Annotated in this window: 15 protein-coding genes; 10 read left to right on the plus strand and 5 right to left on the minus strand. The window is 64.2% G+C overall.

All coding sequences use genetic code 11. The features are described from left to right. The first annotated feature begins 26 nt into the window (after window positions 1-26). The 4 genes from trxB to L0U80_RS10970 all read left to right on the plus strand — a co-directional run bounded on the left by trxB (window position 27) and on the right by L0U80_RS10970 (window position 5634). Window positions 27-1022, plus strand: a complete 996-nt coding sequence (trxB, locus tag L0U80_RS10955) for a thioredoxin-disulfide reductase (protein WP_233864031.1) — start codon at window positions 27-29, stop codon at window positions 1020-1022. Window positions 1023-1315: 293 nt separating this feature from the next. Continuing rightward, window positions 1316-2092, plus strand: a complete 777-nt coding sequence (locus L0U80_RS10960) for a Smr/MutS family protein (protein ID WP_233864032.1) — start codon at window positions 1316-1318, stop codon at window positions 2090-2092. A 616-nt stretch (window positions 2093-2708) separates the two neighbouring features. Next, window positions 2709-4148: a GGDEF domain-containing protein gene (locus L0U80_RS10965; RefSeq protein WP_233864033.1), complete on the plus strand. Its 1440-nt coding sequence runs from the start codon at window positions 2709-2711 to the stop codon at window positions 4146-4148. 350 nt (window positions 4149-4498) lie between these two features. Then, a protein-coding gene (locus tag L0U80_RS10970; RefSeq protein ID WP_373322092.1) for an IS3 family transposase occupies window positions 4499-5634 on the plus strand; the annotation gives its coding sequence in 2 pieces (ribosomal slippage) (window positions 4499-4754 and window positions 4754-5634; 1137 coding nt in all). A 70-nt stretch (window positions 5635-5704) separates the two neighbouring features. Here L0U80_RS10970 and L0U80_RS10975 read toward each other — a convergent pair. The 4 genes from L0U80_RS10975 to L0U80_RS10990 form a co-directional block, all read right to left on the minus strand. Then, on the minus strand, window positions 5705-6823 hold the full coding sequence (locus tag L0U80_RS10975) for an ABC transporter ATP-binding protein (RefSeq protein ID WP_233864035.1): 1119 nt from the start codon (window positions 6821-6823) through the stop codon (window positions 5705-5707). 41 nt (window positions 6824-6864) lie between these two features. Next, on the minus strand, window positions 6865-7722 hold the full coding sequence (locus L0U80_RS10980; RefSeq protein WP_233864037.1) for a carbohydrate ABC transporter permease: 858 nt from the start codon (window positions 7720-7722) through the stop codon (window positions 6865-6867). Beyond that, complete coding sequence (locus L0U80_RS10985; RefSeq protein ID WP_233864039.1) at window positions 7712-8653, minus strand: carbohydrate ABC transporter permease; 942 nt, start codon at window positions 8651-8653, stop codon at window positions 7712-7714. Before L0U80_RS10985 ends, L0U80_RS10980 begins: the two co-directional genes overlap by 11 nt. A 120-nt stretch (window positions 8654-8773) precedes the next feature. Beyond that, on the minus strand, window positions 8774-10021 hold the full coding sequence (locus L0U80_RS10990) for an ABC transporter substrate-binding protein (RefSeq protein ID WP_233865866.1): 1248 nt from the start codon (window positions 10019-10021) through the stop codon (window positions 8774-8776). Window positions 10022-10589: 568 nt separating this feature from the next. On the opposite strand from L0U80_RS10990, the gene zwf reads away from it, so the two are divergent. From zwf to L0U80_RS11005, 3 genes are all read left to right on the plus strand, one after another. Further along, complete coding sequence (zwf, locus tag L0U80_RS10995) at window positions 10590-12056, plus strand: glucose-6-phosphate dehydrogenase (protein ID WP_233864041.1); 1467 nt, start codon at window positions 10590-10592, stop codon at window positions 12054-12056. A 98-nt stretch (window positions 12057-12154) separates the two neighbouring features. Then, window positions 12155-12856: a 6-phosphogluconolactonase gene (gene pgl, locus L0U80_RS11000; protein WP_233864043.1), complete on the plus strand. Its 702-nt coding sequence runs from the start codon at window positions 12155-12157 to the stop codon at window positions 12854-12856. Continuing rightward, window positions 12837-14753 (plus strand): bifunctional transcriptional regulator/glucokinase, encoded by a 1917-nt coding sequence (locus L0U80_RS11005; RefSeq protein ID WP_233864045.1) that lies wholly within the window; start codon window positions 12837-12839, stop codon window positions 14751-14753. Before pgl ends, L0U80_RS11005 begins: the two co-directional genes overlap by 20 nt. 81 nt (window positions 14754-14834) lie before the next feature. Here L0U80_RS11005 and L0U80_RS11010 read toward each other — a convergent pair whose 3' ends face one another. Then, complete coding sequence (locus L0U80_RS11010) at window positions 14835-16070, minus strand: Bcr/CflA family multidrug efflux MFS transporter (protein ID WP_233864047.1); 1236 nt, start codon at window positions 16068-16070, stop codon at window positions 14835-14837. A gap of 466 nt (window positions 16071-16536) precedes the next feature. Between L0U80_RS11010 and hemL the strand changes: the two genes are divergently transcribed. The 3 genes from hemL to L0U80_RS11025 all read left to right on the plus strand — a co-directional run bounded on the left by hemL (window position 16537) and on the right by L0U80_RS11025 (window position 19714). Next, window positions 16537-17826 (plus strand): glutamate-1-semialdehyde 2,1-aminomutase, encoded by a 1290-nt coding sequence (gene hemL, locus L0U80_RS11015; RefSeq protein WP_233864049.1) that lies wholly within the window; start codon window positions 16537-16539, stop codon window positions 17824-17826. Window positions 17827-17915: 89 nt separating this feature from the next. Further along, window positions 17916-19043, plus strand: a complete 1128-nt coding sequence (ribD, locus tag L0U80_RS11020) for a bifunctional diaminohydroxyphosphoribosylaminopyrimidine deaminase/5-amino-6-(5-phosphoribosylamino)uracil reductase RibD (RefSeq protein WP_233864051.1) — start codon at window positions 17916-17918, stop codon at window positions 19041-19043. A 35-nt stretch (window positions 19044-19078) separates the two neighbouring features. Then, window positions 19079-19714, plus strand: coding sequence for a riboflavin synthase (locus L0U80_RS11025; protein WP_233864053.1), 636 nt, complete (start codon window positions 19079-19081; stop codon window positions 19712-19714). Window positions 19715-19761 lie beyond the last annotated feature (47 nt).

Here is a 19761-nt window from a genome sequence, read left to right on the forward strand (position 1 = left end):
GCAGCGCCTTTTTACGGATTTCGACCATGTCTGTAACCAAACACGCCAAAGTCCTGATTCTCGGTTCCGGCCCCGCCGGCTACACCGCCGCCGTCTATGCGGCTCGCGCGAACCTTTCACCGCTCCTCATCACCGGCCTCGCGCAGGGCGGCCAGCTCATGACGACGACCGACGTCGAAAACTGGCCCGCCGACGCGAACGGCGTGCAGGGCCCGGAACTGATGCAGCGTTTCCTCGAGCACGCTGAGCGTTTCAACACGGAAATCGTGTTCGATCACATCCACACGGCGAAGCTCGATGAAAAGCCGATCCGCCTGATCGGCGATTCGGGCGAGTACACCTGCGATTCGCTGATCATCGCGACCGGCGCGTCGGCGCAGTACCTCGGCCTGCCGAGCGAAGAGCTGTATATGGGCCGCGGCGTTTCGGCCTGCGCGACCTGCGACGGCTTCTTCTACCGCAACCAGCACGTCGCAGTGGTGGGCGGCGGCAATACGGCCGTCGAAGAAGCGCTGTACCTCGCGGGCATCGCGAAGAAGGTGACGGTGATCCACCGCCGCGACAAGTTCCGCGCGGAGCCGATCCTGATCGACCGCCTGCTGGAGAAGGAAAAGGAAGGCGTCGTCGAGATCAAGTGGAATCACGTGCTCGACGAAGTCAAGGGCAACGAAGGCGGCGTGAACGGCCTGCGCATCAAGAACGCGCAGACCGGCGAGACGACCGACCTCGACCTGCAGGGCCTCTTCGTCGCGATCGGCCACAAGCCGAACACCGATATCTTCCAGGGCCAGCTCGAGATGAAGAACGGCTACATCATCACGAACGGCGGGCTGAACGGCAACGCCACCGGCACGAGCGTGGCGGGCGTTTTCGCGGCGGGCGATGTGCAGGACCACGTCTATCGCCAGGCGATCACGAGCGCCGGCACCGGCTGCATGGCCGCGCTCGACGCGCAGCGCTATCTCGAGAGCATCCACGAGATCGCCCAGCCGCACGTCATGAGCGCAGAAGCCGAGCGCTGAAAGCTTCCGGCGCTGGCGGGCGCAGACGGCTAAAATAGCGGTCTGAAGCCTGTCGGCGCACCGGAATCAGGGCCGCGGCCAGCCAGCCGGCGGCCCTTTTCTTTTGTGCCGCGATTTTGTGCCCGGAATTTGTGCTGCGATTTTTTGCTGCGATCGCCACCCGGCTGTCGGCGCGATTTCCGGTGCCATGTCGATATAAGAGCCTCTTCCATCGCTACACTCGCCGCACTGCGGGCGCACCTCGCGCGCCAGGCGGCGGTTGAAACCAGACGACCACGACAACGCCTTCCGCCATGCCGAAGAACAAGCCTCATCCCGGCGAGCCCAAGCGTCCCGCTGCACAACGCCCCGCCGCGCCCGAACCCACTGCCACGACACCTGCTGTCACGACTGAGAAGGGCAATCTCGCCGCGGGCTTTGGAGGGCTAGGCAGCCTGCGCGACGCGTTGAAGGTGCAGACCCGCCAGCGCGAGCGTGAACGCGCGGCGGCGCTTGCGGCCCGCGTAGAAGCCGACGCAGACAGCGAACTCTTCCGCCGCGAGATCGGCACCATCGCGCCGTTGAACGCACCCCCGCGCTCGCCGGCGCGCCGCGCGGCGCCCGTGCCGCTGCCCCTCCAGACGCAGCGCGACGAGCAGGCCGTGCTGCACGAAGCCATCTCCGACGACTTCGATCCCGAAGCGCTCCTCGACACGGACGACTCGCTCTACTACCACCGCCCCGGCATCAGCGACGAGGTCGTGAAAAAGCTGCGACGCGGCACGTGGATCGTGCAGGCGCAACTCGACCTGCACGGCATGCGCCGCGAAGAAGCGCGCGAGGCGCTGCAGACGTTCATCCGTGAAGCGGGCAAGCGCGGGCTGCGGTGTGTCCGCGTGATTCACGGCAAGGGACTCGGCTCGGTCGGGAAGGGGCCGGTGCTAAAGGGCAAGGTGCGCGCGTGGCTCGTGCAGAAGGAAGAAGTGATCGCGTTCTGCCAGGCGCGGCCGCACGATGGCGGCGCGGGCGCGGTGCTCGTGCTGTTGCAGCCGCAAGCGGTTGGTCCCGCTGGAGCACATACGCCGCGCTGACCGGTGCGCCTTCAGTCGTAAGGGGACGTATCGTGAGGATACGTGATGCGTTCCCTCGAAAAAGAGTGCTTCGCGGATTTCGTGGAAGACCGCTAACGGACGGACCGTAGTCGGCCAGGATGTGACATTTGCTTAACGTCTCGCTACGACGTTCCGATGTCCACGGTTCACTGTATTGCAGTCTCCCGCACGCTATAAGACAAAGCCTTCTGATCGACCTTGCCATTGGCTCGCCAGTGCGCACCAACGCATGCCCAGGCGCGAACCGGCCCCGCAGCACCCAGTCCTGCGTGATTCAGCGTACTGTACCGGCAACCCATTGCAGGATCAGCGCTACGGGTGAACTAACCCCCGGCGGGGTCAAGAGGCGCCCTGCAGAGCCTGAATACGACGGTTCATGATCTCTGCGCTAATCGGCAGGTAAGGGGTAAGAACCAAGGCGCACTTCCAACATGTTTAGCGGTGGCCGTCCATGGACGATGATGTCAAGGGTGCGTCTTCCAGATCGATCGGGGCGCAATTGCGCGGACTCATCTCGCGAGGAATCGCAGCCGCTATCCGCAGGACGGGCGGCCACCCGTATGCCGTAGGCATTGCCGGCACCATTTTCGCGGTCGTGGTGATCGCGCTCCCCTTCGTCGTGATGGTGGCCGGTCGCGACGAGACAATCGACCACGCACGGGAAACGTCGAGGAATATGAGTTCGCTTATCGCGCTCGACCTTGAACGTAACTTCGAGTTCTACGATGTTCAGCTTCTGGACCTGATACGCAGCATCGAACAACTAAAAGCGGGGCCTCTATCCACCGCGCTGCAAGATAACGGATTGTTTCGGAGTCTGCCGGACAGCGCCTTTGTTGACCGAAAACTCATTATCGACGCCTCCGGGCGGATCGTTGCGTCCGCTGATGGCCTGAACCGGGACCCCGCGTTGGCGCTGCGCGATCGCGACTATTTCATCGAGCAGCAGCGTAACCCGGCGATGGGCCTCGCCATTTCCCACCCCCTTCGCTCCCGGTTTCCGGACGGCAAGCTATCCATCGCGCTCACCCGTCGTATCAGCGGTCCAGACGGGTCGTTCGCGGGCATCGCCCTTTTCACGGTCCAGTTGGAAAGCTTCCAGCGACTTCTCGACACGATCGACGTAGAGAAGCCGGGATTGGTCGAGATCCTGTCGGCAGACGGAACAGTCCTCGGAGCGAAGCCTGGGTCCGATCGGCCAGTTGGCACGAGCGTTGCCCAGCGCCCGACTTTCGCGGAAATGCGTCAGCGCGATAGTGGCTCGACTATCGCGACCGGAAGTGACGGTATCCAACGGATCTACACCTACCAGCGTGTCAAGGGGCTGCCTTTCATTGCGGTCGTGGCGCCAGCGACGGACGATGTGATGAGGGCCTGGCGGCGCCAGTTTTTTATTACCGCTGCCGCCTCGGTCCTCTGGGGGCTGGTGCTGACCGTCGGCGCCTGGCTTCTCGCGTTCACCTTGCGCGACAAGCTACGCGCGCAGGCCGAACTCGCTCAGTTGGCCGCCACGGATCCGCTGACGAAGCTGAAAAACCGTCGCACACTCGACGACCGGCTTCAGGCTGAGTGGATTCGTGCTGTGCGCGATGGACACAGCGAACTCTCGATGCTGTTCATCGACATCGACCGCTTCAAGCTGTTCAACGACACCTATGGGCATGCAGCCGGCGACGACATTCTCGCGACCGTCGCGGGGTGTATCGCATCGTCGGCAAGACGGTCGATTGACCTCGTGGCCCGATACGGTGGCGAGGAATTCGTGGTCGTGTTGCCGGATACGGGCCACGAAGCCGCCCTCGAAATCGCGGAAACGATTCGTCGCAATGTCGAGTCACTTCGCATCGCGAATCCGGGAAGCGAAACTGGACAGGTGACGGTCAGCATCGGCTGTACGACATACCATCCGGCAGACGGAGGCGGCCCGGAGCAACTCGTTTCGATCACGGACGAACAGTTGTACGAGGCGAAGTCGTCCGGACGAAACCAGGTCAAGGCGATCGTCGTGACGTCGATGCTCGACAAGCAAACCTGATCGGGCGTGGCTGCCTTATTGCGTTACGCGGTAGCAATGTGGATGCTCCCGGACAAGGTCATGCCCGGTGTGTGCTAACCAGTCTCGCTGTTCCATAAGGGCTAGTGGCCGTTATGTTCTCACGTGAGACACAGGTGTCGCCGTGAGCGGGAAAGACCACTTCGGGTCAAACAGAGTCCTGCCCCGGAAATCTACGAAGAACCGATAAAAAAGCCTCACGCGCAACCCGCACGTGAGGCTTTTGCATTAAATCGCCAACACTGAGAGGTGGCCGCGCAAATTCGGACAGTCGGATAAGTGGTTTGGCCGGGGCCTGAGCCAGCGATAATGCTGGCAAAGGAACCGAGGAAATGACGAAGAGAACCCGACGGACGCACTCAGCGGCGTTCAAAGCGAAAGTGGCACTGGCAGCGGTCAAAGGTGAGCGCACGCTGGCCGAACTGGCACAGCAGTTTGATGTACATCCGAACCAGATCACGGAATGGAAGCGGCAGTTGCAGGAGCGTGCGGCAGACGTGTTTGGTGCGACAGGTGCACCGTCGAGCGATCCGCCGGTGGACGTGAAAACGCTGCACGCGAAGATCGGGCAGTTGACGCTGGAGAACGATTTTTTGTCAGGAGCGCTCGGCAAAGCCGGACTGCTGAGCGCAAAGCGATGATTGACTGTACGCATGCGCTGCCGGTTTCGCGACAGACGCGACTGGTTGGCATCGCGAGATCGAGCGCATATTACCGGGCGCAGCCGGTCAGCGAGGTCGATCAGTTGCTGATGCGGCGAATCGACGAACTGCACATGGAGTTCCCATTTGCAGGGGCGCGGATGCTGGCGCGCCTGTTGCGCCGGGAAGGCCATGAGGTGGGTCGCCGTCGCGTACGCACGCTGATGAAGCGCATGGGCGTCGAGGCGCTGTACTGCAAGCCGAACACGAGCCGCCGCAACGCGCAGCACAAGATCTGGCCGTACCTGCTGCGCGGCATGAAGATCGAGCGTGCCAATCAGGTGTTCGCCCTCGACACGACGTACATTCCGATGGCGCGCGGCTTCGTGTACCTGACGGCAGTGGTGGACTGGGCGAGCCGCAAGATTCTCGCGTACCGGGTCGCCATCACGCTGGAAGCCACGCACGCCGTCGAGGCGCTGGAAGAGGCGTTCGCCCGCTACGGACTGCCCGACATCGTGAACACCGATCAGGGTAGCCAGTTCACGGCGGGCGCGTTCACCGAGGCGGTGCTGAGCCGGGGCGTGCGGCTGTCGATGGACGGCAAAGGGGCCTGGCGCGACAACGTGTTCGTCGAACGGGTGTGGCGCAGCATCAAGTACGAAGAGGTCTACCTGAAAGCGTACGAGTCGGTCAGCCATGCCCGGCGCTCCATCGGCGAATACGTCGAGCTGTACAACCGGAAACGGCCCCATTCGAGCCTGGCGGATCAGACCCCGGATGAGGCATACTTCGCGACGCTGCCTGCGATCAAATCGGCAGCATGATTGCCTCGGACGTTCCACTTAAAAATCTCAGATGACTGTCCGAACGAGTGAGGCCACCTCTCTGCTCGTATCAGGCGATCCGCTCTTCCGACTTCGGATCGAAGAGCACCGCCTTCGAAACATCGAACAGCAGTTCCATCTCCTTCTCCGGCTGCGGATTCGCGCTCGGGTGCACGCGGCTCACAATGCGCTTGCCGTTGACCTGCGCGAACACCAGCGTATCCGGCCCGGTCGGCTCGATCACGTCCACCTTCACGGTATGGCGTTGCAGTTCGTGGCCATGGCCATCGTGTGAGCTGCGCGCATCGGTGATGCGCTCCGGCCGCAGGCCGAGCACCACATTCTGACCAACATGCCCGCGCAACTTGTTCACATCGAACGGCAGGTTCAGCACGCTGCGGGCAACACCCGTGTCGAGTTCAAGACCCACACCCGCACCCTGCTCCACGAGCTTGCCGTCGATGAAGTTCATCGGCGGCGCGCCAATGAAGCCCGCCACGAACAGGTTCGACGGCGAATCGTAAATCTCCTGCGGCGCGCCGAACTGCTGAACGATACCGTCCTTCATCACCGCGATGCGGTCGCCGAGCGTCATTGCCTCGATCTGGTCGTGCGTCACATAGACGATCGTCGTGCCGAGACGCTGATGCAACAGCTTGATTTCCGAGCGCATCTCGATACGCAGCTTCGCGTCGAGGTTCGAGAGCGGCTCGTCGAACAGGAACATGACGGGGTCGCGTGCGAGCGCACGACCCATCGCGACGCGCTGGCGCTGGCCGCCCGAGAGCTGACCCGGCCTGCGGTCGAGCAAATGCTGGATCTGCAGCAGCTTCGAGACGCGCTCGACGATCTGCGACTGCTCGCCCTTGGGCACCTTGCGGATGTTCAGGCCGAACGAGATGTTCTCGCGCACCGTCATCGACGGATACAGCGCGTACGACTGGAACACCATCGCGATATCGCGGTCCTTCGGCGAGAGGTTGTTCACCACCTTGCCGTCGATGGAGATCTCGCCTTTGGTGACGGTTTCGAGACCCGCGATCATGTTGAGCAGCGTCGACTTCCCGCAGCCCGAACCGCCGACGAGAATCAGGAACTGTCCGTCCTCGATGTCGATGTTCACGCCCTTCAGGACGGGCACCCCGTTCGGGTAGGTCTTGTAGACGTCGCGAATGGAAAGGCTTGCCATGCTGTGAATCCTTTTCTCAAACTTGGGGATAAGCCCCCGTATCAGCCCTTCACCGCGCCCGCCGTGAGGCCGCGCACGAAGTAGCGGCCGGCGATCACGTAGATGAGCAGCGTGGGCAGCGCGGCGATGATCGCGCCGGCCATGTCGACGTTGTATTCCTTCACGCCCGTGGACGTGTTCACGAGATTGTTCAGCGCCACCGTAATCGGCATCGAATCGACGCCCGAGAACACGATACCGAACAGGAAGTCATTCCAGATCTGCGTGAATTGCCAGATCAGGCACACCATGAAGATCGGCAGCGAGATCGGCAGCAGGATGCGCGTGAAGATCATGAAGAACCCGGCGCCGTCGATGCGCGCGGCCTTCACGAGTTCGGCGGGCACACTCACGTAGAAGTTGCGGAAGAACATCGTGGTGAACGCGATGCCATACACGACGTGCACGAGCACGAGGCCGCCGATCGTGTTCGAGAGGCCGAAGAAGCCTTGCAGGCGCGCCATCGGCAGCAGGATCGCCTGGAACGGAATGAAGCAGCCCACGAGCAGCATCGTGAAGAGCGCATCCGCGCCGCGAAAACGCCAGTGCGTGAGCACGTAGCCGTTGAACGCGCCGATGATCGACGAAATCAGAACGGCCGGAATCACCATCTTCACGGAGTTCATGAAGAACGGCTGCATACCGTCACAGCGCACGCCGGTGCAGGCACCGCTCCACGCCTTGACCCACGGTACGAAGCTCGGATGCGCGGGCAGCGTCAGCATGTTGCCCTGGTGAAGCTCGTCGAGATCCTTGAACGATGTCGACAGCATCACGTAGAGCGGAAACAGGAAGTACAACGCGAACAGGATTAGCGCCGCATAGACGACCACGCGGCTCACCGTCATCTTAGGCTGCATTGCGCGTGCTCCTCGATTCCAGATACATCAGCGGCACGAGCACGGCCACGACGGTGGCGAGCATCATCATCGACGAGGCCGCGCCGACGCCGAGTTGCCCGCGGTTGAACGAAAACGTGTACATGAAGATCGCAGGCAGCGACGACGCTGTGCCCGGCCCGCCCGCGGTCAGCGCGACGACGAGGTCGAACGTCTTGATCGTGATGTGGCACAGGATCAGCAGCACCGAGAAGAACACCGGACGCATGCTCGGGATCACGATCTTGCGATAGATCGTCGGGAGCGTCGCGCCGTCCACCTGGGCGGCCTTGAAGATTTCGCTGTCCACGCCGCGCAGCCCGGCGAGGAAGAGCGCCATGCAAAAGCCGGTGGACTGCCAGACGGCAGCGACCACGATGCAGAAGATGGCCCTGTCCGGATTGTTGAGCCAGTCGAACGTGAAGCTCGTCCAGCCCCAGTCGTGCAGCACGCCCTGGATGCCGAGATCGGGATTCATGATCCACTGCCACGCCGTGCCGGTGACGATGTACGAGAGCGCCATCGGATAAAGGAACACCGCGCGCAGCGCGCCTTCCTGGCGAATCTGCTGGTCGAGCAGGATCGCGAGAAAAAGCCCGAGCGCCACGCAGATGCCGATGAACGGCACGCCGAACCAGCCGAGATTCTGCGCCGAAGTCCACCAGACGTCGTTCTCGAACAGTTCGCGATAGCGATCGAGGCCGGCGAACTCGTAGCGCGGCATCAGTTTCGAGGTGGACAGCGACAGCCAGCCGGTCAGGAGGATGAAGCCGTATACAAATACGAGGCTGATCAGAATGCTGGGCGAAAGCACCAGCTTCGGGATCCAGCGGTCTGCGAACGCCGCCGTCTGCGACGCGCGGCGGGCAGCAGCCGTCGCCGCCTTGCCGTTACCGCTAAGAGAAGCAGTCACTGCGTAACTCCTGGTGCAGTGCGAAAGAGGGTTTCGCACGATGATTGGGTTCAGGTCGAACCGTCATGTCCAGGGGGCCGCGCGCGGCGCTTCGCACGCCGCGCGCGGAACTCACCCTGCTTACTTCGTCTTCGCTGCCTTCGCGAGCGCTTCGACTGCGCTCTTCGAGTCCTGCGTCGAGTTCATGAACTTCGTCACGACGTCGGTGATCGCACCGGCGACCGCGTCCGGCTGAGCCATGCCGTGCGCGAGCGACGGCACGTAGCCACCGGCCTTGATCGCGATCTGCTCGTCAGCGTACGACCGCTTCGCACACGCGTCGAACTTGCTCATGTCCACACCCAGACGGACCGGGATAGAACCCTTGTACAGGCTGAACTGCTCCTGGAACGCCGGGCTCATGATGGTCTTCGCGAGCGCGATCTGACCCGGCGTCGCCGCCTTCTGGTCCTTCTGCTGGAAGAACACGAACGAGTCCACGTTGAAAGTGTAGGCCTTCTCCGTGTGCGGTACCGGTGCGCAGACGTAGTCCTTATCCGGCACCTTGCCGGCGCTCGCGAACTCGCCCTTCGCCCAGTCGCCCATGAACTGCATGCCGGCCTTGCCGTTGATGACCATCGCCGTCGCGAGGTTCCAGTCGCGGCCGGTGCGGGCGTTATCCATATAGCCTTCGATCTTGCGGACCGTGTCGAACACGCCGACCATCTGCTGCGACGTCAGCGTCTTCTGGTCGAGGTCGACGAGCGCCTTCTTGTAGAAGTCCGCGCCCTGCGAGAGGACCACGTCTTCCCACAGCGTCAGGTCCTGCCACGGCTGGCCGCCCGCGGCGACCGGCTGGATACCGGCGGCCTTCATCTTGTCGGCGAGCGCAAAGAATTCCGGCCACGTGGTCGGCGCCTTGCCGCCCACCTTGTCGAGCGCCGCCTTGTTGATCCACACCCAGTTCACGCGGTGCACCGAGAACGGCGCGCCGACGTAGTGGTTATCCGCGCGCATGATCTTGTCGATCTGCGGCGGCAGGTTGGTCTTCCAGTCGGCCGCAGCGGCATCGATCGGCACGAGCACGCCCTGCGAAGCCCATTCCTGGATCAGCGGACCCTTGATCTGGGCGGCGGTCGGCGCGTTGCCCGAAATCACCTGGGTCTTCAGTGCGGTCATGGCCGCCGCGCCCGCGCCACCGGCGACCGCGAAGTCCTTCCACACGAAGCCCTGCTTCGTCATGTCGTCCTTCAGGACGCCAATGGCTTTCGATTCGCCGCCCGACGTCCACCAGTGCAGCACTTCGAGGGATTCGGCTGCCTGCGCCGTCGCGATGCTGCCCATCAGACTTGCGGCGCACAGGGCACCTGCGATCGCCCGGAATTTCATCGTCATAACTTTTCTCCTCCAGACACCTGAACAAAACGATTGACCCCTGATGTCGCCAGGGTGTGGTTGTGGTTCAAACAGGCAAAACACGGGACGGCCGGGCGCCGGAGTGCCGCGCGCGCGTGTGTTTTCATCAAACGCGCACGGACAGCGTGCCGGCTTGCAGCCGCCGGACGCTCAAGAGATGAGTGATTCGGGAAGCAACTGATTGTCTCCTCTTCTGTTTTTCACCGGCGCGGCGAGCAACATGCAGATTGCCCGGCGCCTGCGGCAAGTCGAGGCGCCGCTACGTCACGCGGCCCCACGTCCCTCAGGGCAGCCCCACCCGGCCGCCCAGTTCGCCAAACGACGAATTTCTCGTCCAATGGCATGAGGGATGTTCCGTCCACCCGTGGAAAGCGCGTGCCGATGCCGTTATACCGCTGTTGGCCACGCTTTTTTCATCGAATGAACGTTACCTCTTGATTTGGATTGTAGTTAAACTACAATTCAGTGTCAAAAAAAATTTTATCGGACTACGGCCGCCCGAGCTCTCCTGCAGCGGCCCCTCAGCACTGCGTTGGAGACTATGCAATTCCCGACTGATTCCGGCTTTACCTTCGTTCTCTTTGGCGGCACCGGCGACCTGTCGATGCGCAAGATCCTCCCGGCCCTGTACGAGGCGCACCGTTCGGGCATGCTCGCTGAGGCGGGCAAGATCGTGGGCGTCGCACGCCAGGAAGAGAACCGCGCGCAGTACATCGAGTGGGTCGACACGCACGTGAAGCCCTACGCCGCGAAAAACGGCCTCGACGAGGCCGCGTGGACCAGCTTTCTCGCGCGCATCGACTACGTGAAGCTCGACCTTTCGCGCGCCGAAGACTTCGCGACGCTGCGCGAGGCCATCGCGCCGCTACCTGGCATCCGCGTGTTTTATCTCGCGACGGGCCCGTCGCTCTTCGTGCCGATCTGCCAGGCCCTCGCGTCGGTCGGGTTGAACAGCAACGCGCGCATCGTGCTGGAAAAGCCGCTCGGCTACGACCTCAAGTCGTCGAATGCGATCAACGATGCCGTCGGCGAGATCTTCGCCGAAGAGCAGATCTACCGGATCGATCACTACCTCGGCAAGGAGCCGGTGCAAAACCTGCTCGCGCTGCGCTTCGGCAACGCGCTCTTCGAGCCGCTGTGGCGCCGCGAATGGGTGGAGAGCATCCAGATCACGATCGCGGAAGAACTTGGCGTCGAGGCGCGCGGAAACTTTTACGACAACACCGGCGCGCTGCGCGACATGGTGCAGAACCACCTGTTGCAGCTCTTGTCGATCGTGGCGATGGAGCCGCCGCACTCGATGGATTCCGACTCGGTGCGCGACGAGAAGCTGCGCGTGCTGCGGGCGCTCAAACCCATTGACGCCGACGACATCAACAAGGTCGCCGTGCGCGGCCAGTATCAAGCAGGCGTGAGCGGCGGCCAGCCCGTGCCGGCCTATGCGACCGAGCCGGGCGTGAAGCCGGACAGCCGCACCGAAACGTTCGTCGCGCTCAAGGTGGAAATCGAGAACTGGCGCTGGGCCGGCGTGCCGTTTTTCCTTCGCACTGGCAAGCGACTCGCGGACCGCGTCGCGGAAATCGTGGTGAACTTCCGCCCGGTACCGCACTCGGCGCTCGGCCCGAGCGCGCTGCGTGCCGGTTCGAACCGCCTCGTGATCCGCCTGCAGCCGAACGAAACCATTCGCCTGTATTGCCTCGCGAAACAGCCCGGCGAGGGGATGAACCTCGCAAGCGTGTACCTCGACCTTGCGTTCGATCGATTCTTCCGCGAAGGTCAGATGGAGGCGTATCAGCGCTTGCTGCTCGACGTGATCCATGGGAGGCTCGCGCTTTTCGTGCGCCGCGACGAACAGGAAGCGGCCTGGAAGTGGGTCGAGCCGATCCTTAACGAGTGGGCAACGGCGCCCCGTCAGCCGAAGCCCTACACGGCAGGCTCGTGGGGACCGGCCGCGTCGAGCGCCATGCTCGCGCAGCACGGGACCTGCTGGCTCGAAGAAGAAAACTGACACATGATGGCCATGCCGGCGGTCACGCGAAGTGCAGCCGCCGGGACCTGAAAGACGAAACGCAGTAGAGACGTACAAGAAAGCAGCATGGAGGAGAAGTGATCGAGCTTCATGTATTCGACGACCCGCGCGTACAATGCGACGCGCTGGCGCGAGCCGTGGGCGATGCATTACGTGCGTCGCTCATCGCTCAACAGGCGGCGCCCGGCGCCAGCGCGCATCGTGCGACGCTTGCCGTTTCGGGTGGCACGAGCCCGCGACCCTTCCTCGAAGCCCTGTCCACGCACCGCTTCGACTGGTCCCGAATCGACGTCACGCTGGTGGACGATCGCTGGGTGCCGGAAGCCGACCCGGCCAGCAACGCGAGCCTCGTGCGCGAAACGCTGCTGAAAAACGAGGCCGCGAACGTGCGTTTCCTGCCGCTCGTGGATGTATCGACGACGCTCGACGCCCACGTCGCCGCGCTCAACGCCGACCCGCAACGCCGGTTGCCGAACGTTGCTGTGCTCGGCATGGGCGAGGACGGCCACACGGCGTCGATTTTCGCGGACGCGCCCGAGTGGCACGAGGCGATTACGACGGCCCGCCCGTTCGTCGCCGTGCATCCGCAGGCAGCGCCACATGCGCGCGTGTCGTGGTCGATGCAGGCGCTGCGCCAGGTCGACCGCCTCTTCCTGCTGATCGCGGGAGCGCGCAAGCTCGAAGTCCTGCAACAGGCCGCCGCGGCGGAACAGAACAACGCCATCTCGAAGCTGGCGAACGATAAGGGGGTAAGACTCGATGTCTACTGGTGTGCCTAACAAAGCTGCCCCGTCCGCGGGCCAGCACGCCGACGGACCGAGGCTGCTCGCCGATATCGGCGGAACCAACGCGCGCTTCGCGCTCGAAACCGGCGCGGGCGAGATCGGCCAGGTCCGCGTGTATCCGTGCGCCGAATATCCCGGCGTGGCGGAAGTGATCCAGCAGTACCTGAAGGACACGAAGACTGCACGCGTGAACCACGCGGCGATTGCGATCGCGAATCCGGTCGACGGCGACCAGGTGCGCATGACCAATCACGACTGGACGTTCTCGATCGAGGCGACGCGCCGCGCGCTCGGCTTCGACACGCTGCTCGTCGTCAACGATTTCACCGCGCTCGCCATGGCGCTGCCGGGGCTCACCGACGCCCAGCGCACGCAGGTGGGCGGCGGCACGCGTCGCCAGAACAGCGTGATCGGCCTGCTGGGTCCGGGCACCGGCCTTGGCGTCTCGGGCCTGATTCCCGCCGACGACCGCTGGATCGCACTCGGCAGCGAAGGCGGTCACGCAAGCTTTTCGCCGCAGGACGAGCGCGAAGACATCGTGCTGCAGTTCGCGCGCAAGAAGTGGCCGCACGTCTCCTTCGAGCGCGTGTGCGCGGGGCCCGGCGTCGAGCTGATCTATCGCGCGCTCGCCGCGCGCGACAAGAAGCGCGTGAACCCGAACATCGACCCCGCAGACATCGTGAAGCGCGCCCACGAAGGCGAAGCGCTCGCGCTGGAAACCGTCGAATGCTTCTGCGGCATTCTCGGCAGCTTCGCTGGCAATATCGCCATGACGCTCGGCTCGCTCGGCGGCATCTATATCGGCGGCGGTGTCGTGCCGCGTCTCGGCGAACTGTTCGCGCGTTCGTCGTTCCGCCAGCGCTTCGAAGCCAAGGGCCGCTTCGACGCGTACCTCGCGAACGTCCCGACCTACGTCATCACCGCCGAATATCCGGCGTTCCTCGGCGTGTCGGCGATTCTCGCGGAGCAGTTGTCGAACCGCGCGGGCGGCAGTTCGTCGGCCGTGTTCGAACGCATCCGCCAGATGCGCGACGCACTCACGCCCGCCGAGCGCCGCGTGGCCGACCTCGCGCTGAACCATCCGCGCTCGATCATCAACGATCCGATCGTCGACATCGCGCGCAAGGCCGACGTGAGCCAGCCCACCGTGATCCGCTTCTGCCGCTCGCTCGGCTGCCAGGGGCTCTCCGACTTCAAGCTCAAGCTCGCCACGGGTCTCACGGGCACGGTCCCCGTGAGCCACAGCCAGGTGCATCTGGGCGACACCGCGACCGACTTCGGCGCGAAGGTGCTCGACAACACGGTTTCCGCGATCATCCAGCTGCGCGAGCACCTGAACTTCGAGCGCGTCGAGGAGGCCATCACGCTGCTCAACGGCGCACGCCGCATCGAGTTCTACGGGCTCGGCAACTCGCACATCGTCGCGCAGGACGCGCACTACAAGTTCTTCCGCTTCGGTATCCCGACCATCGCGTACGGCGATCTGTACATGCAGGCGGCGTCGGCGGCACTGCTTGGCAAGGGCGACGTGATCGTGGCCGTGTCGAAATCGGGCCGCGCGCCCGAGTTGCTGCGCGTGCTCGACGTCGCCATGCAGTCCGGCGCGAAGGTGATCGCGATAACGTCGAGCAACACGCCGCTCGCGAAACGCGCGACCGTCGCGCTCGAAACCGATCACATCGAGATACGCGAGTCGCAGCTCTCGATGATCTCGCGCATCCTGCATCTGCTGATGATCGACATGCTTGCGGTGGGTGTTGCGATCCGCCGTGCGTCGTCGGAAGGCGAACTGCACGATGCCGTGGAGCGCGCGCGCGAGCAAGCCGACGACGACGCATCCGCCGTGCTCGACTGGCTGAGCCACGGGGCGTCTTCGACAACTCGCGACTGATTGCGGCTGCTCGCACTTTGCACGTGCGAAAAAATGGGACGCCGAGGCGTCCCATTTTTCATTGCGGCGGCTTTCACACGATCACGTCGAGACAGGCTGCTGCACCTGCCCCGGCACCGGATGGTTGTGCCAGCGCACAACGAGGATGCGCCCGACGTACGTCAGCACGCCGCATGCACCGATCGTGATGCCCATGCCGAACGGCGAAACACCGGGAAACCGGCCGACCACGGCACTCGCGAACGCGCCGAGGCCGAGCTGCGTTGCACCGAACACGGCTGCCGCCGCGCCCGCGTTCTTCGGATAGCGATACATCAGATCGGTCGCGCAGTTCGCGCTGAGCACGCCCACCACGCCCACGACAAAGAAAAGGCCGAACACGATCGACCACAGCCCGCCCCAGCCCGTCAGGCACATCAGCGCGACGAAGAGCGACGCGACACAACTCACCGTCGACGCCATCGACACCATGCGCAGCGCGCCGAACCGTCCGACGAATCGCGTGTTGAGGAGGTTGCCGAGCATGATGCCGATGATGTTCATGCCGAAGAAAAGCCCATAGTGCTGCGGCGAGACGTGGAAGTACTCGATGTAGACGAATGGCGTGGCGGAGATGTACGTGAACATCGCGGCGAACGCCATGCCGCCGCAGAGCATGTGCCCCCACACGAGCGGATCGCGCAGCAGACGCCCATAGGCCCCGAACGACCGGAGCACAGCCGAGCTTTCGCGCTTCTCGCGCGGCCAGGTCTCGGGCACGCCAAGGTATGCCGCGACGGCGCACACGAGCCCGAACAGCGTGAGCGCGACGAACACGACGCGCCAGCCGCCGAGCAGCAACAACTGTCCGCCGATCAGCGGCGCGAGCAGCGGTCCGATTGCCGTGACGATGGCAACCATCGAGAGGACTTTGGCGGCATCGGACGGCTCGTGGGCATCACGGGCGATGGCACGCGAAAGCACCGATGCCGCGCCTGCACCGAGCGCCTGGAGGAAGCGCACGATGATGAGTTCGTGGATCGAGAACGACAGCCAGCACGCGACGCTCGCCACGGTGAAGAGCGCAATGCCGCCGAGCAGGACGGGACGGCGGCCATAGGCGTCGGATACCGGACCGTAAAGCAACATGCCGATCGAGAAGCCGGCCATGAAACTCGTGAGCGTTGCAGCCGCCGCAGCCGTCGGCACATCGAACGCCCGCGCGATGCTGGGCAGGCTCGGCAGGTACATGTCCGTCGCGAGCGGGCCGCAGGCCGCGAGTGCGCCGAGCAGCAGGATCAACCGGATATCGGGCCGGCGGCGTGACGAATGAGGCATGGGAGCGAGAGGAAACGGGCCGTGTGCGGTACGCCGCGGCCGCAGGTGTTATGGGCCGCTTCGCGCGTAACGCGAGGCGGCGTCAGAGCATGCAATTGTACCCGACGCTTTGAAGCGTCTTGCGCGGAAATCAGGCTGCTGCCGCCCTTCCCCGCGGCCGGAGCGGCTTCGGGTTTTGCCCGGCGTTGCCTTGCAGTTTCAGACCTTAGCGGGCTCGCGGCGCGCCTCGCGGGCGCATTTCCGCCGATCCGGCGCATCAGGACCGGAACCCGCCAGGCGACAAAGCGGTATGAGGCCCGCCAGCCATGGCGTGTGCGCATGCGGCGCGGAGCGACGTTGCGCCTCCGCCCGTTGCCTTCGACTCCGGTACAATTTCGGGAGAATGTCCCATCGCCGCGCGAGACCTTCGCGGCATATCGGCCACACTGGCCACCCCGGCCACGCCACTCACGCAGATCCAGCACTCATGTCCAACACCCAGTCCAGGAACGAAGTCCTCTTCGAACGCGCCCACCGCACCATTCCGGGCGGCGTCAATTCGCCCGTGCGCGCCTTCCGCTCGGTCGGCGGCACCCCGCGCTTCATCGAGCGCGCTGCCGGGCCGTACTTCTGGGACGCCGACGGCAAGCGTTACATCGACTACATCGGCTCGTGGGGCCCGATGATCGTCGGCCACGTCCACCCGGAGGTGCTCAAGGCCGTCGAACAGGTGCTCGCGAAAGGCTTCTCGTTCGGCGCGCCGACGGAGTCCGAGATCGAGATCGCCGAGGCAATCTGCAAGATCGTGCCGTCGATGGAACAGGTACGCATGGTGTCGAGCGGCACCGAAGCGACCATGAGCGCACTGCGTCTCGCGCGCGGCTTCACGAAGCGCGATCGCATCGTGAAGTTCGAGGGCTGCTACCACGGCCACGCCGACAGCCTGCTCGTGAAGGCCGGCTCGGGTCTGCTCACGTTCGGCAACCCGACTTCGGCGGGCGTGCCGGTCGATATCGCGAAGCACACCACCGTGCTCGAGTACAACAACGTCACGGCGCTCGAAGAGGCGTTCAAGGCGTTCGGCGACGAAATCGCTGCGGTGATTATCGAGCCCGTCGCGGGCAACATGAACCTCGTGAAGGGCTCGCCGGAGTTCATCCGCGCGTTGCGTAGCCTGTGCACGAAGCACGGCGCCGTGCTGATCTTCGACGAAGTGATGTGCGGCTTCCGCGTGGGCCTGCACGGCGCCCAGGCGCTCTACGGCGTCGAGGCCGACATGGTGTGCCTCGGCAAGGTCATCGGCGGCGGCATGCCCGCGGCGGCGTTCGGCGGCCGGCGCGAGATCATGGACCATCTCGCGCCCAACGGCACCGTGTATCAGGCGGGCACGCTCTCGGGCAATCCGGTGGCGGTTGCAGCCGGTCTGAAGACACTCGAACTGATCCAGGCGCCCGGTTTCTACGATCGCCTCTCGGCACAAACCGCGCGTCTCGCACACGGTCTGACCGAGGCGGCGCGCGAAGCGAAGGTGCCGTTCGTCGCGGATTCGGTCGGCGGCATGTTCGGCCTCTACTTCGCCGACAAGGTCCCGGCGAGCTTCGCGGAAGTCACGAAGAGCGACATCGCACGCTTTAACCGCTTCTTCCATCAGATGCTGGACGAGGGCGTGTACTTCGCGCCGTCGGCTTACGAGGCGGGCTTCGTGTCGAGTACGCACGACGACGCGATCGTCGACGAAACGATCGCTGCCGCGCGGCGCGCGTTCGCGTCGGCATAACGCACGCGATACACGCCACACACGCCACGAGAGAGCGCCGGGTGGCTCACCCGGCTCACCCGACCCGCCGCCGCGGAGAAAGCACGACGATGTTCTCGCAAACCGATTTCGTCCACATGGAACGCGCGCTCGCCCTCGCGGCGCGCGGCCTTTACACGACCGATCCGAATCCGCGCGTCGGTTGCGTGCTGGTGAAGGACGGCGTCGTAATCGGCGAAGGCTTCACGCAACCGGCAGGCCAGGACCATGCCGAAATTCAGGCGATGAAGGATGCCCGCGCGCGCGGGCACGAACTGCGAGGCGCCACGGCGTACGTGACGCTCGAACCATGCAGCCACTTCGGCCGTACGCCGCCCTGCGCCAACGCGCTGATCGAGGCGAAAGTCGCGCGCGTGATCGCTGCCATGGAAGACCCGAATCCGCTCGTTTCGGGGCGCGGCCTCTCGATGCTGCGCGACGCGGGCATCGACGTGCGCTGCGGGCTGCTTGCCAACGAAGCGCGCGAGATGAACATCGGCTTCGTCTCGCGCATGACGAGGAAGCGCCCGTGGGTGCGCATGAAGATCGCGGCGTCGCTCGATGGGCGCACCGGTCTGCCCTCGGGTGAGAGCCAGTGGATCACGGGCGAGGCGGCGCGTGCCGACGGCCACGCGTGGCGCGCACGCGCCTCGGCGATTCTCACCGGCATCGGCACCGTGAAGGAAGACGATCCGCGCATGACCGTGCGTGCAGTCGACACGCCGCGCCAGCCGAAGCGCGTACTCATCGACAGCCGACTCGAAGCAGCGCCCGAAGCGCAGATTTTTGTGGGCGCACCGACGCTCGTGTTCTGCGCCTCGCTCGACGAACGCAACGCCGAGCGCGCAGAGATTTTGCGCGCGCACGGGGCTGAACTGGTGGCGCTCGGCAACGGGCACGGCAAGGTCGATCTGCCCGCGATGCTCACCGAGCTGGCCGCGCGCGGCGTGAACGAGCTTCACGTCGAAGCGGGCAACAAGCTCAACGGCTCGCTGCTGCGCGAAGGTTGCGTAGATGAACTCCTGCTCTATGTCGCGCCGTCGCTGCTCGGCAGCGACGCGCTCAGCATGATCGACATCGCAGCCCCGGCAAAGCTCGACGAGCGCAAGCAACTCACCTTCCATTCAGTCGAGCGCATCGGCGACGACCTGCGCATCCTCGCGCGGCTCGTGCGTGCCGAAGACCTGCAGGCGCAGTGAGCCTCGCTAACGAAACGAACACAAGGAACAGCACGATGTTTACCGGAATCGTCGCGGCAGTGGGCCGCATTGAATCGATCAAGCCGCTCGGCGCAGGCGCCGACGCGGGCGTGCGTCTCTCCGTCAACGCCGGCGGGCTCGGTCTCGACGACGTGCAGGTCGGCGACAGCATCGCCATCCAGGGCGCGTGCATGACCGTGATCGAAAAATCGGCGACGGGTTTCGACGTCGACGTATCGCGTGAAAGCCTGAATCGCACCGTGGGGCTCGCCGCAACGGGCGAAGTGAACCTCGAAAAGGCGCTGCGCGCGAACGACCGGCTCGGCGGACACATCGTGTCGGGGCATGTGGACGGTCTCGGCACCGTCACGCGCTTTGCGCCGGTGGGCGAATCGCATGAACTGCGCATCCTCGCGCCCGCCGAGATTGGCCGTTATTTCGCGTATAAAGGCTCGGCGACGGTGAACGGCGTCAGCCTCACCGTGAACTCGGTCGAAGACCGCGCCGACGGCTGCGAATTCTCGATCAACCTGATTCCGCACACCGTCGAAGTTACGACGCTCAAGCATCTGCAGGCCGGCTCGCTCGTGAATCTGGAGATCGATCTGATTGCGCGGTACGTCGAAAGGATGCTCGGGGCGTCCACAGACGCCTCTAATTCGTTGAAATAACAGCGTTTTTACGACATCCACTGTCTATTGTCGCCTAGTGGAATCCA

It is taken from the genome of Paraburkholderia adhaesiva, from assembly GCF_021390575.1.
GTDB lineage: Bacteria > Pseudomonadota > Gammaproteobacteria > Burkholderiales > Burkholderiaceae > Paraburkholderia > Paraburkholderia adhaesiva.